Annotated in this window: 14 protein-coding genes; 4 read left to right on the top strand and 10 right to left on the bottom strand. The window is 66.7% G+C overall.

The window, feature by feature from the left end:
- Window positions 1–67: 67 nt before the first annotated feature.
- On the top strand, window positions 68–1,033 hold the full coding sequence (ftrA, locus tag LK542_RS04540) for a transcriptional regulator FtrA (RefSeq protein ID WP_227810985.1): 966 nt from the start codon (window positions 68–70) through the stop codon (window positions 1,031–1,033).
- Here the strand turns inward: ftrA and LK542_RS04545 are convergent.
- The 8 genes from LK542_RS04545 to LK542_RS04580 all read right to left on the bottom strand — a co-directional run bounded on the left by LK542_RS04545 (window position 1,003) and on the right by LK542_RS04580 (window position 9,838).
- Window positions 1,003–3,900 carry a glycosyl hydrolase 115 family protein gene (locus LK542_RS04545; protein ID WP_227810986.1) on the bottom strand — a complete coding sequence of 966 codons (2,898 nt, stop codon included), beginning with the start codon at window positions 3,898–3,900 and terminating at the stop codon, window positions 1,003–1,005. The genes ftrA and LK542_RS04545 overlap by 31 nt on opposite strands.
- A gap of 204 nt (window positions 3,901–4,104) precedes the next feature.
- The gene (lipA, locus tag LK542_RS04550; protein ID WP_227810987.1) at window positions 4,105–5,094 is read right to left on the bottom strand and encodes a lipoyl synthase; all 990 of its coding nucleotides are present in this window, start codon (window positions 5,092–5,094) and stop codon (window positions 4,105–4,107) included.
- A 56-nt stretch (window positions 5,095–5,150) separates the two neighbouring features.
- Window positions 5,151–5,825, bottom strand: coding sequence for a lipoyl(octanoyl) transferase LipB (gene lipB / locus LK542_RS04555; protein WP_227801379.1), 675 nt, complete (start codon window positions 5,823–5,825; stop codon window positions 5,151–5,153).
- 88 nt (window positions 5,826–5,913) lie between these two features.
- The gene (locus LK542_RS04560) at window positions 5,914–6,180 is read right to left on the bottom strand and encodes a DUF493 family protein (RefSeq protein ID WP_227801380.1); all 267 of its coding nucleotides are present in this window, start codon (window positions 6,178–6,180) and stop codon (window positions 5,914–5,916) included.
- A 250-nt stretch (window positions 6,181–6,430) separates the two neighbouring features.
- A complete protein-coding gene (locus LK542_RS04565; RefSeq protein WP_227810988.1) occupies window positions 6,431–8,377 on the bottom strand; it encodes a DUF6600 domain-containing protein in 1,947 nt (648 codons plus the stop codon).
- A 123-nt stretch (window positions 8,378–8,500) separates the two neighbouring features.
- Entirely contained in the window at window positions 8,501–9,139 is a 639-nt protein-coding gene (locus LK542_RS04570; RefSeq protein WP_227810989.1) for a LysE family transporter, read from the bottom strand.
- A 102-nt stretch (window positions 9,140–9,241) separates the two neighbouring features.
- On the bottom strand, window positions 9,242–9,526 hold the full coding sequence (locus tag LK542_RS04575) for an HU family DNA-binding protein (protein WP_159699514.1): 285 nt from the start codon (window positions 9,524–9,526) through the stop codon (window positions 9,242–9,244).
- Between the two features lie 87 nt (window positions 9,527–9,613).
- Window positions 9,614–9,838, bottom strand: coding sequence for a BrnA antitoxin family protein (locus LK542_RS04580; protein WP_227801383.1), 225 nt, complete (start codon window positions 9,836–9,838; stop codon window positions 9,614–9,616).
- Window positions 9,839–10,037: 199 nt separating this feature from the next.
- Between LK542_RS04580 and LK542_RS04585 the strand changes: the two genes are divergently transcribed.
- Window positions 10,038–10,973 (top strand): DUF808 domain-containing protein, encoded by a 936-nt coding sequence (locus tag LK542_RS04585; protein ID WP_227801384.1) that lies wholly within the window; start codon window positions 10,038–10,040, stop codon window positions 10,971–10,973.
- A 106-nt stretch (window positions 10,974–11,079) separates the two neighbouring features.
- On the opposite strand, the gene LK542_RS04590 is transcribed toward LK542_RS04585, so the two are convergent.
- On the bottom strand, window positions 11,080–11,586 hold the full coding sequence (locus LK542_RS04590; RefSeq protein ID WP_227810990.1) for a hypothetical protein: 507 nt from the start codon (window positions 11,584–11,586) through the stop codon (window positions 11,080–11,082).
- Between the two features lie 21 nt (window positions 11,587–11,607).
- Window positions 11,608–12,075, bottom strand: a complete 468-nt coding sequence (locus LK542_RS04595; RefSeq protein WP_227801386.1) for a hypothetical protein — start codon at window positions 12,073–12,075, stop codon at window positions 11,608–11,610.
- Between the two features lie 45 nt (window positions 12,076–12,120).
- Between LK542_RS04595 and LK542_RS04600 the strand changes: the two genes are divergently transcribed.
- Together LK542_RS04600 and LK542_RS04605 are read left to right on the top strand one after the other, a co-directional pair.
- Entirely contained in the window at window positions 12,121–13,416 is a 1,296-nt protein-coding gene (locus LK542_RS04600) for an SDR family oxidoreductase (protein ID WP_227810991.1), read from the top strand.
- Entirely contained in the window at window positions 13,417–13,881 is a 465-nt protein-coding gene (locus tag LK542_RS04605) for a DUF2269 domain-containing protein (RefSeq protein WP_227810992.1), read from the top strand.
- The last annotated feature ends 12 nt before the right edge of the window (window positions 13,882–13,893 follow it).

Genomic DNA, 13,893 nt, shown 5'->3' on the forward strand with positions numbered 1-13,893 from the left:
TCCAGTGTGGCAGCGGGCCGGAGGACCGGCGAGTGGCCGCCCTGACAGAAACTGGTAACATCGCGCCATGCCGCACCATGTCGCCATCCTCGCCTACGACGGCCTGTGCACCTTCGAATTCGGCTGCGCCGTCGAACTGTTCGCCCTCGAGCGGCCGGAGCTTGGCGTGCCCTGGTACAGCTACGCCGTCTGTGCGGAAGAAAGCGGGCTGCTGCGCGCCGCGGGAGGCCTCTACGTGCAGGTGCCGCACGGACTGGACGCTTTTGAGGTGGCCGACACCATCGTCATCCCCGGCTGGCGCGACGCCGGCGAAGTCCCCTCCCCCGCCCTGCTCGCATCCTTGCGGCGCGCCCATGCACGCGGCGCGCGCCTGTGCACCATCTGTTCCGGCGCCTTCGTGCTCGCGCACGCCGGGCTGCTGGACGGTAAAAAAGCGACAACGCACTGGCGCTACCTCGAGCGCCTGGCGCAGGACTTCCCCGACATCGACGTGCAGCAGGGCGTGCTCTACGCCGAGGACGGGCGCATCGTCACTTCGGCCGGCTCGGCGGCGGGCCTGGACATGCTGCTGCACCTGGTGCGCCAGGATTTCGGCCTCGACGTGGCCAACCGCGTCGCCCAGCGCCTGGTGCTTCCCGCCCACCGCGACGGCGACCAGGCGCAGCTGGTGGCGCGGCCCCTACCAGCGCCAGGGGAAGACGGCGTGGCGCAGCTGATGGACTGGGTGCGCGAGAACCTGCGCGCGCAGCACACGGTGGACTCGATGGCGGCGCAGGCCCGGCTTGGCGCCCGTACCTTCCAGCGGCGCTTCAAGGAAGCCACCTCGCTCACGCCGCTGGCCTGGCTGGTGCGCGAGCGCGTCGCGCTGGCGGCGCGCATCCTGGAGACACGCCCGCAGCTGGCGATCGAGGCAGTGGCCGACCTGTCCGGGCTGGGCTCGGCGGAGTCGCTGCGCCATCACTTCCGCAAGCACGGTCTGCCGCCGCCGGCGCGTTACCGCAATCAGGGGCGCGCGGCCTCGCGTACCGGATAATAGGGACTTTCCGGCGGGCCCAGGTAGCTCGGCTGCAGGCCGCCCGCGTCGATCACGAGGCGCTGCAGCACCAGACCGGGATCGAGCGCCCAGAACTTGACGGTATGGCGGCCCGGCCGCTCGATGCGATGCGTGGTGGTGAACTTCGCCACGCCGTCCGACACCATCCGGTTCCAGTACTGTTCCGATTCGTCAGCGTGCACATTGACTTCCTGGACCGGGCCGTCGTCGATCGAGACCGCAAAGCGGAAGCCTTTACCAGGCTGGAACTTGAGCGCCGGCCCCAGCACCGCATGCAGCTTGAGTTCGCCGCCGCGGAACAGGTGCACGTCGTACTCGAGCCGCATGCCGTCCGCCGGCGTCAAAGCGGGTGCGGCGCCTGGCGTCGTCGTCATGCCGGACAGGGTCTGGCCGTAGCCGGGAATCCTGAGCCATCCGCGCCCGCCAGGCGCATGCTCACGGCTGAAATTTTCGGCCTCGATCGCGACCACGCCGCGGCTTTCGACGTGGCCCTGCGCGGACTGCGGCGACAGGTCGGCAGGCTTGTGCACCGGGACCTTGATGGTCACCCGGTCTCCATCCGGTCCGCTGACGGTCAGCTCCGCCTCGCTGCGCCCTGCCGGGACGGCGTCCCAGTCGACGTCCACCAGGATGCGCTGCTCCTTGTCGATCCGTCCCATCGCGTGGCTGAGGCGGATCCACGGGTGGCTCGCCTTGACCGCATACTCGAAGGGCTCCCTGCTGCGGTTGAACAGCTCGAGGTAGCGCGGCTGCCGCTCGAATACGTCCAGCGCCGGCAGGGTCATGTGCTGCAGGCCGTAGGCCGGCCAGACGGCCTGGCTGCCCTGCACCACCACGCCCATGCGGTCGGCCGCGCCGATGCCGCCAGGAGAGGCCGGATCGGGCAGGCGCAGCTCGGCCACCGCCGGCATCACGTCACGGTAGGGCTGGGCCCAGTTGGTGTAGCCGAAGCGCGTCTGCGACATCATGTGCTTCCACTTGCCGCCCCTGGCGCCGTGGTAGGCGCGCGTCAGCTCCGCATCGTGCGCGAACAGGCGGCGTACGCGCGCAGCCATGTCATTGGTACTGGCGCGGCCCTGGCGCGCATACTGGGCATTGCGGCCGGCCGATACCCACATCTCGAGCGCATTGGCCGAGGCGCGCACCGGATATTCGACCAGCTGGAAGTACGCATCCTGCACCGCCTTCGGCAGGGCCTTGCCGACCTGCTGCGCTTCCAGGACAAGCGCGTTGTAATCGTTCACCACCCGTTCCGCCTCGTCGTAGGCAGTCAGGCTGTAGGTGTCGGGCGCCAGCTGCTCCGGGCGCCGGCGCGCGTTGTAGCGGGTGTAGCGTTCGACGATCGCTGCGATGCGCCCGGCGTGCTGCGTGCCGAATTCGCGTGCGGCCCAGGCCTCCAGGTAGGCCGGCAGCTTGTCCGCCGGCCAGGCCGACGGGTTCCAGGCGTAGGCCAGGAAGAACTCGGTCGGCACCTCCATCGGCTTTAGGTCGCCCACGTTGACGATCCAGAGCCGGTTGGCGCCGTACTCGTTGGCCAGGTTCATCTGTTCCCAGACCTTGGCGATCTGGGTCACGTTCAGCCATTTGTAGGAGCGTGGTCCGCCCACGTAGTCGAAGTGGTAGTAGACGCCGGCCCCGCCGCTGCGCTTGCGTTCTTCAGGCGTCGGCAGGCGCCTGATATTGCCCCAGTTGTCGTCGCACCAGAGCAGCAGCATGTCGTCCGGCACGCGCATGCCCTTTTCGTAGTAGTCCTGGACTTCCTTGTACAGCGCCCACAGCTGCGGCACACTGGCCGGATCGCGGCCCAGCTCCTGCTGGATGAGCGCGCGCTGGTCGCGCACGATCCGCTCGAGCAGGTCGACGTTGGCGCTTTCCGACATCGGCTCGTCGCCGTCGCCGCGCATCGCCATCGTGATCACCTTTTCATAATCGCGCGTATTGCGCAGGCCTCCGGCCCAGAAGTCGCGCAGGGTATCGGCATTGCGGCTGTAGTCCCACGGACCCTTGCCATGGCGCGCCCATTCCTGCTGGGCGCGCATCATCGGTTCGTGGTGCGAGGTTCCCATCACGATGCCCATGCTGTCGGCCAGCTCGCCATTGCTCTTGTCGTCATCGTAAAAAGCCGAGCCCCACATGGCCGGCCACAGGTAGTTGGCGCGCAGGCGCAGCATCAGCTCGAAGATGCGCTCGTAGAACTTGCGGTTGAAGCCGCCGAAGCGTTCCTTGGCCCAGTTGGTGAGCGCCGGCGCTTCGTCGTTCAGGAAGATGCCGCGGTACTGGACGGCCGGCTTGTCCATCAGGCGGGTATCCAGCGGGACGCTGAGCGCGGCGTGGCGCGCCACCGGCACGTCGGCCCACCAGTGCCAGGGCGAGACGCCGATCTGCTCCGACAGCGTATAGATGCCGTAGATGGTGCCGCGCTTGTCGCTGCCGGCGATGACCAGCGCCCGCTTCACACCGGGCACGGGGTCGGTGACGGCCTGGATCAGGAAGCCTTCCCATTGGCCCGCGAGGCTGCGCGTATCGATTTTCCCCTGGCGCGCCAGCGCATCGATCAGGGCGTGCCGGCCAAGGGTGCCGACGATGATGGCGTCGCTGCCTGCGGCGGCGCCGGTTTGCCACTGCGGCGTCCTGCCCGTGACTGCCTGGAGGTCGCGCTGCAAGTCGCGCGCCGCGCGCAGCACGCCGGGGAAGTCGTCCTTGTCCACCACGATCGGGGCGGCCCGGGCGCCTGCCACGAGCCGGACGCCTTCCTTGCCCTGCAGGTCGACGAAGCGCGGAGTGCCGAGTGCGTGGACTTTGGCCGGCAGCGCCAGGCACAGGCCAAGCGCGAGAGAACACAGCAAGCGCTGCAAAATGCATCGTCCAAACCCGGTGCCAGGTAATGCCTGTCCTGCCATGTCGACTCCATTCTGATCGTCGCCAACCAGAATGTTAGCGCAACCATTAAAGTCTATTATCGAATGGGCAAGGAGTCAAACGTGGCCGGAAAAAGAAAAAGGCCGGCCCGCGTGTGCGGAACCGGCCTCGTTTTCAGTGCAGAGGAAAGCTTAAGCGGCGACGCCCGCCTCGTGCGCCTGCTGGTCGGCGTGGTAGGAGGAACGCACCATCGCGCCCACGGCGGCGTGCACGAAGCCCATCTCGTAGGCCTTCTCTTCGAACATCTTGAAGGTGTCCGGGTGCACGTAGCGGCGCACCGGCAGGTGCGAGTTCGACGGCGCCAGGTACTGGCCGATGGTCAGCATGTCGATGTCGTGCTCGCGCATGTCGCGCATCACTTCCAAAATCTCTTCGTCGGTCTCGCCCAGGCCCACCATCAGGCCGGATTTGGTGACCGCGTTCGGGTACATCTTCTTGAAGTCGCGCAGCAGCACCAGCGAGTGCTTGTAGTCGGCGCCCGGGCGCGCTTCCTTGTACAGGCGCGGCACGGTTTCCAGATTGTGGTTCATCACGTCCGGCAGGCCGTCGGCGAAGATGTTCAGTGCCTTTTCCAGGCGACCGCGGAAGTCCGGCACCAGCACTTCGATCTTGGTGTTCGGCGACAGGGCGCGGGTCTTGGTGATGCACTCGACGAAGTGGCCGGCGCCGCCGTCACGCAGGTCGTCGCGGTCGACCGAGGTGATCACCACGTAGGACAGGCGCAGGTCGGCGATGGTCTTGGCCAGGTTGCCCGGCTCGTTCACGTCGAGCGGATCCGGACGGCCGTGGCCGACGTCGCAGAACGGGCAGCGGCGGGTGCACTTGTCGCCCATGATCATGAAGGTCGCAGTGCCCTTGCCGAAGCATTCGCCGATGTTCGGGCAGCTGGCTTCTTCGCACACCGTCACCAGATTGTTCGCGCGCAGGATGTCCTTGATCTCGTAGAAGCGCGAGGAGGCGGTGGCGGCCTTCACGCGGATCCAGTCCGGCTTTTTCAGGCGCTCGGCGTCGGCGATCGGGACGATCTTGATCGGGATGCGCGAGGTCTTGCTGGCGCCCTTCTGCTTTTCGGTGGCGTCGTAAGTAGCAGGGGCAGTACCGGTGTTGGTATCTAGGGTCATTTGGCTCGAGCCCTGGCGGGCTTCCATTCAGAGGTTGTTCGTTGCTGGACGGCCAGTCAGGCCTCGGTTGCTTCAACCGTAACCAGTTGGCGCACCAATTCCTGCGCCAGCGCCTGCTGGACATCCGCCAGCGGGGCGTCCACGCCCATCGTGCGCATGTCGACCGTGGCCAGCCCGGAGTATCCGCACGGGTTGATCCACGTGAACGGGGCCAGGTCCATCGCCACGTTCAGCGAAACGCCATGGTAGGTGCAGCCGTTGCCGCGCACCTTCAGGCCGAGGGCGGCGATCTTCGCGCCCTTGCGCGGTCCGTCCGCCATGTAGATGCCGGGCGCCCCGGCAACGCGCTCGCCCGCAAGATTATACGCCGCCAGCACCTCGATGACCGCCTGTTCGATTTTTGCCACAAACTGACGGGCGTACAGCTTGCCGCCCGGCTTGTTACGGCGCAGGTCCATCAGCAGGTAGATCACGACCTGGCCGGGACCGTGGTAAGTCACCTCGCCGCCGCGGTCGGTCTGGATCACGGGAATATCGTGGGGCGCGAGCACGTGAGCGCGATCGGCGCCCAGGCCCAGCGTATAGACAGGGGGATGTTCGACGATCCACAGCTCGTCCCGCGTCTCGGGCGTACGCGCGTCGGTAAAGGCGCGCATCGCGGCGAAAGTCGGTTCGTAGTCGGCGCGGCCAAGCTCGCGGATCAGCGGCGGGGCGGGACGGTTAGCGGACATGAGGGTATAGGGCGGGAATATGGACAGCCCTGGCATTATAAGCCAGCGTGAGGCCTTGTGCCCGCCGGCTGTCGGTTTTCCGCCGGCCTCAGAGGACCATTTTCACCATGGGGTGCGAGGACAGGGCGCGATAGACGTCGTCCAGCATCTCGCGGCTGGTGGCGCGGATGGTGACGGTCAGGCCGGTGTAGTTGCCCTTTGCGGATGGGCGGCTTTGCACCTTGCCAGCATGGAAAGTCGGATCCAGCTTCATGATGACCTCGACGATCGTCGGCGCGAAGTCGACGTGCGTGGCGCCCATCACCTTGATCGGGAAGTCGCTCGGGTATTCGATGAGGGATTCTTTGGGGTCCATGGTATTTGTCCTGTGCAAAGCGGCATTGTAGCCAATCCAATATGGTGCTGCACTGACGAAAAAAAAGGCCGGCGCTGTGGCCGGCCTGAACTATCTCTTTTTTTGAGAAATAGCGGGACATTCGGGCCGCTCGGAGCAGCCGTGCTGCCTGCGAGCGAGTAATGCCACTTTATCCAGCCGCCGTCCACAGTGCGAGCGGAATGTGACGAACTGCAGTTTGCGCCGACAGGCGACGCAAACGGCGGTGTAGTCAGCGAATCATCTCGCGTGGACGGGCGCCGCCATCCACGTTGTCCCCGCGGTGTTCCATCCGGCCACGTCCCGGCGGCGGGCCGGAGGGCGCCGGAGCGGGAGCCGGGGCGGCCATCGGCGCCGGCGCAGCCATCGGGCGCGGCGGCGGCGCGAAGGATTGCGGCGGCGGGGCGCTTGGTGCTGGCGGCGGCGCCTGCACGGCCGGCTGCGGCATTGCCGCCATCGGCTGCGGACGCTCGCGGCGGCCCTCGAAGCGCTCGCCACGCTCGAGACCGCGGCTGCTGCGATCCCAGCGGTCGGCCCGGTCGGCGCGTTCCTCATCGCGTCCGGGGCGCGACCAGGGCTGCGGACGGACCGGCTGCTGGACCACGGCCGGCGCCGGCGGCGGCGAGCTCGTGATGGCGCCCGGCTGGAACGGCACCTGGCCCGGCGTCGGGGTGGTCGTCAGCACCGGCGGGCGCTGGCCGCGGTTGTTGCGGTCGAAGCGATCGCCGCGGCGGCTGTCACGCGGTCCGTCGTAACGATCAACGCGGTTCGGAATGCCGTCGCCGTCACGATCCCCGTCGACACGATTCGCAATGCCGTCGCCGTCGCGGTCCCGGTCGAAGCGATCCGGGATACCGTCGCGGTCGGTGTCGCGGCGCACGGTCGACCGATCGCGCCAGCCCTGCGGCGGGGGCGGGGCGGCACCCGGCGTGGTCGGCAGCGCTTGCGGCGGCGTCGCGCGTGGCGCGTTCGGCACCACGATCGGGCCACGCTGGCCGAAATTCGCGTGCGGCACCACGGTCAGGCCGTCGCGGCGGCGGTAATCAGGCTTACCGTCATGATTACGGTCGCGGCGGTCACGCCAGGTCCAGCTGTTCAGGCGACGCAAACGATCGTCCGACAAGCGGTAATGCGGCACGTAATGATCGCGCGGTCCCAGCGGATACCAGCCGGTGGCCGGACGCGAGCCGTGATGGTTGAAATTCAGGTTCCAGCCGCTGCCGCCGACCCAGCCCACCAGCGCCGGCGACCACACCGGGCGGCGATCGATCCGGCCCGGCGCCCAGGCCCAGCGGTTGCGCACCTGCACCCAGCGGCCGTAGTGGAAGGGCGCATAGCCCCAGGGCGCGTTGTCGACCCAGGTCCAGCCCCAGGGGGCGATCCAGGTCCAGCGGCCGTCGCGGTAGGGCACCCAGCTGGTGGATACGGAGGGAATCCACAGCGGGCCGTATTCGAGGTCTTCCTGCCAGGTGCCGTGGCGGTCCAGTTCTTCGTAGCCGGTCATGTCGGTGGTGACGTAGCGCGCCGAGCGCGAGCCGTCGATCTGGCGGTCGCGATCGAGCGCCCAGTCATCGAAGGCGTCGCGGCGCGCCTGCAGCGTGCGCACATCGTCGTCGCGCAGTTCGGCGCTGCGGCCGGCGCGAATGGTCAGGCTGGCGCCGCCGCCGTCGACCTGGGCTTCGCCGTCGAACACGCTGACCACGCTGGTGTCGCGCACGCGCTCGGCGTCCACGCGCAGGCGGCCGGGACGCAGCATGCGTACGCGGCCCTGGGGCGTGGTCAGCTCGAACTCGGGCAGCACGTCCTCGCTCAGGATGCGGATGCTGGCGCTGCCGTAGTGCAGGCGCAGGCGCACGCTGTCGTCATCGAGTTCCGTTACTTCCAGCGAGCTGTCGCCGTCGATGCGGATCGCGGTCGAGCCGATGCGCACCTCGGTGCGGCCGTTCGGCTCGGTGGTGATCAGGTTGCGCGTGGTGACCGGCCAGTTGACCAGGGCCTCGCTGGCGGTGTCGCCGACGTCGCCGGTGATGCTGACCTTGCCCTGGGTGAGCGACACGCGGCCGACGCGCCCCGGGGGCTCCGTCTCAAGCCGATCTTGCAACTCAGCCTGTGCCAGGGCGGCAGTGGATAAAGCCGTGAGCGCGAGCATCACGGCGGTCTGGGCGAATCGCTTGTTCATGGAAGGCTCCGCAAATGGGGACGAAGGACGGCTACCTGATTACAACGCACGAGTGCCTGCAGGGAATACTCAACTTACAGAAAGTTGCAAAGCTGTGTTAACGGACACAGCAGGATACATGACTCAGGCGCGGTGGCTTGGCTGCACCAGGAACAGAAGCGAGCCCATCAGCACCAGCACGGCGCCGAAGATGCGGTTCTGGAGCTTCACGGCGCGCACGTCGCGGAAAAAGCGCTGCATCGACGAGGCCAGGGCCGCGTAGCCGTGCATGACGGTCGAATCGATCACCACCATGGTCACACCCAGGATGGCCAGCTGCGGCAGCAGCGGCGCTTTCTGGTTGATGAAACTCGGCAGAACCGCAACCATGAAGATGATGCCCTTGGGATTGGTGGCGTTCGTCAGGAAGCCGGTCATCACGCGCTTGCGGAAGCTCGGGTGGGCGGCCAGGCCGGCCGTATCCACGGGGCCGACTTCGGCCTTGGCGCGCCATTGGCCGATGCCGAGATAAATCAGGTACAGCGCGCCGACGACCTTCACGATGGTGAAGGCCAGCGAAGAGGCGAGCAGCAGCGAACCGACGCCGGCGCCGGCGATGATCAGGACCAGGATCAGGCCGATCTGCAGGCCCAGCACGGTGGCGCTGGCTTTCTTCAACCCGTAGGCGAGGCCGTGCGACATCGACAGGACGGCGCCGGAACCGGGCGAAATGGCGATCAGCGTACCGGCGATGACGAAGGCGATCCAGGTAGAGAAGAGCATGCTGCCGCGGGAATGGGGGAAGAGGGGAAAGGAGCGTAACGCAAAATGGGCCAGCGCGCGCGTCCGGGCGGGCCGGAGCGCGGCGCGGGGCCTGGGTACTGCTTACTTCTTCTTCGGGTTGACGGCTGCTTTCAGCGTCGCACCGGCAGCGAAGCGCGGGGTCTTCGATGCAGCGATCTTGATGACATCGCCGGTTGCCGGGTTGCGGCCCTTGCGTGCAGCGCGCTTGGTGACCGAGAAGGTGCCGAAGCCGGTGATACCGACGGTGTCACCTTTCTTCAGGCGTTCGGTGATGATCTCGATGATCGTGTTGACGGCGGTGTTGGCAGCCGCGCCCGACAGTTCGGTACGCTTCGCGAATTCCGCGATCAGTTCGCCTTTTTTCATAAGTCCCTCCGGGGTTAAAAGAGCGGGAAGATTAGCATAAATATTGCTGTATGTAATCTCGCCCCGGAGGCGAAGCGAAGCGCAGGGTCAGGCGAGGCTGCTTTCGACGCTCGGCGCGGCCAGGCGATGGCGCAGCGCGGCGTTGATCAGGGTCTGGTAACCGGTGCCGCAGCGCTCCGACAGATTGCGGAATTCGTTCAGGACTTCGTCGTCGAGGTAGATCGTGATGCGGGTCTTGCGCTTCGGCGGGCGGGCACGGCGTGCAGGTGCTGCGGCGATCGGTGCTGCTTGCATGGTCGATTCGGTGTTCATGGCGTCTCCTTCGGTGGCGAGGCTGCAGTACCGCAGCCAACAGCCTTGCACTATACGTACGCGAGGGACAGGATGCCCGGCAAAAGCGACGAGATGCAGATTTGCGCGACTGGAATGCAAAAAGCCGCGCTGAACCGTGTGACTGGCCCCTGTGGCTCAGGTAAGATGTGGCGAACTTGACATGATTGGAGTATGACCAATGGCTGCAGGCAGTTTGCTGGCATTACTGGACGATATTGCAACGATCCTCGACGACGTTGCGGCGATGAGCAAGGTGGCGGCGAAGAAGACCGCCGGCGTGCTCGGCGACGATCTGGCGCTCAATGCCCAGCAGGTGACCGGGGTGAACGCCGACCGCGAGCTGCCGGTGGTGTGGGCGGTGGCCAAGGGCTCGTTCAAGAACAAGGCGATCCTGGTGCCGGCGGCGTTGGCGATCTCGGCCTTCGTACCCTGGCTGATCACCCCGCTGCTGGTGATCGGCGGCGCCTTCCTGTGCTACGAGGGTTTCGAGAAGCTCGCCCACAAATTCCTGCACAGCAAGGAAGAAGACGCGCAGCACCACGCCGAGCTGACGGCCGCACTGGCCAACCCGGCGGTCGACATGTGTGCGATGGAGAAGGAAAAGATCAAGGGCGCCGTGCGCACCGACTTCATCCTGTCCGCGGAAATCATCGTCATCGCCCTCGGCACTGTCGAGAACGCGCCGTTCAGCCAGCAGGTGCTGGTGCTGGTGTCGATCGCGCTCCTGATGACAATCGGCGTGTATGGCCTGGTGGCCGCCATCGTCAAGATGGACGACGCCGGCCTGGCGCTGAGCCAGAAGGCCAGCGGCCTGGCGCGCGGCACCGGCAAGCTGCTGCTGGCCACCGCGCCGAAGCTGATGAAATTCCTGTCGGTGGTCGGCACCGCCGCCATGTTCATGGTCGGCGGCGGCATCATCGCCCACGCCTGGGAGCCGCTGCATCACTTTTCGGAAGGAGCGGCGCACACGATGGCCGGCGTGCCGGGTGTCGGCGGCGTGCTGGCGGCGATCACCCCGACCGTGGTCGATGCCTTGGCCGGCGTGCTCGTCGGCGCCATCGTGCTGGCGGTGGTCACTGTCGTGCAGCGCCTGCGCGGTAAAAAAGCTCACTGATCGGTAGGGTGGGCAGGTTTCCTGCCCACGCGGTCAACAGACGGCACGATCATCGAGCGCGGGTTTCAAGCACCAAGCATCACCGCGTGGGCGGAAATCCGCCACCCTACGCCGCGGCCGCGTGCCTCAAGCGCACGGCGGCCAGGCCATCGCGCACCGCCCATCCCAGCGCTCCCAGCGCCATCGCACTCAAGAGCCAGCTCGCCCAGCCATGATCGACCGGCGCCAACCCGGTCGGCAGCGCATGCCAGGCCAGCAGCGCCTGGCCGGTCAGCGTGTACAGGATGCCCAGGTTCATGAACAGGAACAGGTGCAGGAAGCGCTCGCTGGCGGGGAGCTGCCGCACATCGCCCTCGACCACCACGTCACGCACCGACACCAGCAGTTCTGCCCCGAACAGCGCCACGATCCACCACACGGCCGCCCCATGCCACTCGAACCAGGCGAGCGAGGCGAACAGCGCGGCGAACAGGAATTCGCGCGCACTGTGCAGGCGCTCCTCGGAAACGCATTCAGGCCGCGCCGGCAGTTTCGACAGCCATTCGTGGTTGATGAGCACGTCCAGGAAGCCGATCACGCCATGCAAAATTAACGCATAGACATAGGGCGGCACGTTTTTTCTGCCTGCTCTAGACTAGCTGCGACGGATTAGCGCGGCGCCCGCTGCCAGCCCGAGCGCAAAGCCGGCGTACACGATTGCCAGCGAGGGCTTGGACAGGTGCTTCTCGTAGCCCGGGTGCAGGCGCTTGGGCGTCAGCTTGTAGTCGGCGAAGCAGGCAAAGGCCGAGGTGGCCGCGGCCGCCGTCAGGTAGCCGACCGGGGTCTTGCGATCGAGATACTTGCCGGCGAAGCGCTCGAACAGGATCGACCAGAAGGTTGCGCTGGCGTGGTGGATCAGGTAGCCCGGAACGGTGTAGCGCATGGACGGACCGCTGTGGCGCGCCGCCTTGTCGCCGTAGATCCAGTGGCTGACCGCATTGGTGGGCGCGTAGGCGCTGCCGACTTCCTTCTTGCCGAGCGCCGCCAGCGCCACCGTCGACAGGATGCTGGATGCGGCGCCAGAGACGAGGCCGCGCTGTAGTGCCGTGTTCCAGGTTTGCATGACGAGTCCTTTTGATTAACTGTAGATGCATGGAAGGAAGCATGGATGCGGATCTTGCTGACGGGAGCCAGCGGTTTCATCGGACAACACCTGCTGCAGGCACTGCTGGCCGAAGGCCACCATGTCGTGTGCGCGGTGCGCCGGCCCAGAACCAGCCCGGAACCGCGCCTCACCTACATCCATGCGGACTTCGCCAACGATACCGATAAATCGGTCTGGCTGGCGCGCATGAACGAGATCGGCGGAGTCGATGTCGTCATCAACACGGTGGGCATCTTCCGCGAATCCGGCAGCCAGACCTTCGCGCGCCTGCACGTCGAGACGCCGCGCGCGCTGTTCGCCGCCTGCGCCGAATCGCACGAGGTGCAGATGGTGATCCAGCTGTCGGCGCTGGGCGCGGACCGCGAGGCCGATACCGCCTACCACCTGTCCAAGCGCGCGGCCGACGACTACCTGGCTTCGCTCCCGCTGCGCGCCTACATCGTGCAGCCTTCGCTGGTCTATGGCAGCGAGGGCGCAAGCAGCACGGTGTTCCGCACCCTGGCCAGCATGCCGCTGACCGTACGCTTCGGCAACGCGCCGCAGCTGGTGCAGCCGATCCACATCGATGACCTGGTCGCTGCGATGGTGGGCCTGTTGAAGCACCGCCTGGCGCTCACGCCCGGCAGCACCGCGCTGCGCGTGCCCCTGGTCGGGCCGCAGGCGATGCCGTTTACCGATTACCTGCAGGCACTGCGCACGGCCATGGGCATGGGGCGCCAGCCGGTACTGCAGCTTCCCGGCGCGCTGGCGCGCCTGATGGCCAAGTTCGGACGGGTGCTGCCGGGCGGCCTGCTGGACGAAGACGCGCTGCGCATGCTCGACCGCGGCAACGCCGGCGACCCGTCCATGACGACCCGGCTGCTCGGCCACGCGCCGCGACCGGTCCAGGACTTCATCCGCGCGCCCGGCGCCGAGCGCAGTCGCGCGAAACTCGGCTGGCTCCTGCCCATCCTGCGCCTGTCCATCGTGGCGGTGTGGATCATCACCGCGATCGTGTCATACGGCCTGTATCCCGTCGAGGCCAGCTACGAGCTCTTGGGGCGCACCGGCATTCCCGCCGGGCTGCAGCCCCTGATGCTGTATGGCGCCGCCACCTTCGACCTGGCGCTTGGCCTGGGGATCCTGTTCCTGAAGAAGCGGCGCTGGCTGTGGCTGGCGCAGCTCGGGCTGATCGGCTTCTACACTGTCGTCATCGCGATCAAGCTGCCGGAATTCCTGCTGCATCCCTATGGGCCGCTCACCAAGAACCTGCCCATGCTGGCAGCCATCTGGCTGCTCTACGAACTGGAGAAAGAATAGATGGAATACGTCGTCATCAAGTGGCTCCACATCCTGTCCTCGACCTTCCTGTTCGGCACCGGCATCGGGTCGGCCTGGTACATGCTGTTCGCGAACGTCAGCCGCGACGTGCGGGCGATCGCCGTGGTGGCGAAGTACGTGGTGGTGGCCGACTGGCTGTTCACGGCCACCACCGCCATCCTGCAGCCGGCCACCGGCTTCTACATGATCCACCTGGCGGGCTACCCGCTGCACAGCAAGTGGATCATGTGGTCGATCGCGCTGTACGTGCTGGCCGGCGCCTGCTGGCTGCCGGTAGTGTGGCTGCAGATCCGCATGCGCGACATCGCCCAGGAGGCGGCGCGCACCAATACCGAATTGACGCCGCAGTACTGGCGCTACTTCCGCATCTGGGTCACGCTCGGCGTGCCGGCCTTTATCGCCTTCGTGGTGATCTTCTGGCTGATGGTGGCCAAGCCGATGTGACCCGGATCCACT

It is taken from the genome of Massilia sp. IC2-477, assembly GCF_020707265.1.
Lineage (GTDB): Bacteria > Pseudomonadota > Gammaproteobacteria > Burkholderiales > Burkholderiaceae_D > Telluria.

What these genes read in the sequence shown, in the direction of transcription:
- LK542_RS04575 (WP_159699514.1), bottom strand. Translation starts at nt 9,526, where the DNA reads ATGAAAAAAGGCGAACTGATCGCGGAATTCGCGAAGCGTACCGAACTG.
- LK542_RS04595 (WP_227801386.1), bottom strand. Translation starts at nt 12,075, where the DNA reads ATGCAAACCTGGAACACGGCACTACAGCGCGGCCTCGTCTCTGGCGCC.
- LK542_RS04605 (WP_227810992.1), top strand. Translation starts at nt 13,417, where the DNA reads ATGGAATACGTCGTCATCAAGTGGCTCCACATCCTGTCCTCGACCTTC.
- LK542_RS04560 (WP_227801380.1), bottom strand. Translation starts at nt 6,180, where the DNA reads ATGGACCCCAAAGAATCCCTCATCGAATACCCGAGCGACTTCCCGATC.
- ftrA (WP_227810985.1), top strand. Translation starts at nt 68, where the DNA reads ATGCCGCACCATGTCGCCATCCTCGCCTACGACGGCCTGTGCACCTTC.
- lipA (WP_227810987.1), bottom strand. Translation starts at nt 5,094, where the DNA reads ATGACCCTAGATACCAACACCGGTACTGCCCCTGCTACTTACGACGCC.
- LK542_RS04600 (WP_227810991.1), top strand. Translation starts at nt 12,121, where the DNA reads ATGCGGATCTTGCTGACGGGAGCCAGCGGTTTCATCGGACAACACCTG.
- LK542_RS04565 (WP_227810988.1), bottom strand. Translation starts at nt 8,377, where the DNA reads ATGAACAAGCGATTCGCCCAGACCGCCGTGATGCTCGCGCTCACGGCT.
- LK542_RS04580 (WP_227801383.1), bottom strand. Translation starts at nt 9,838, where the DNA reads ATGAACACCGAATCGACCATGCAAGCAGCACCGATCGCCGCAGCACCT.
- lipB (WP_227801379.1), bottom strand. Translation starts at nt 5,825, where the DNA reads ATGTCCGCTAACCGTCCCGCCCCGCCGCTGATCCGCGAGCTTGGCCGC.
- LK542_RS04570 (WP_227810989.1), bottom strand. Translation starts at nt 9,139, where the DNA reads ATGCTCTTCTCTACCTGGATCGCCTTCGTCATCGCCGGTACGCTGATC.
- LK542_RS04585 (WP_227801384.1), top strand. Translation starts at nt 10,038, where the DNA reads ATGGCTGCAGGCAGTTTGCTGGCATTACTGGACGATATTGCAACGATC.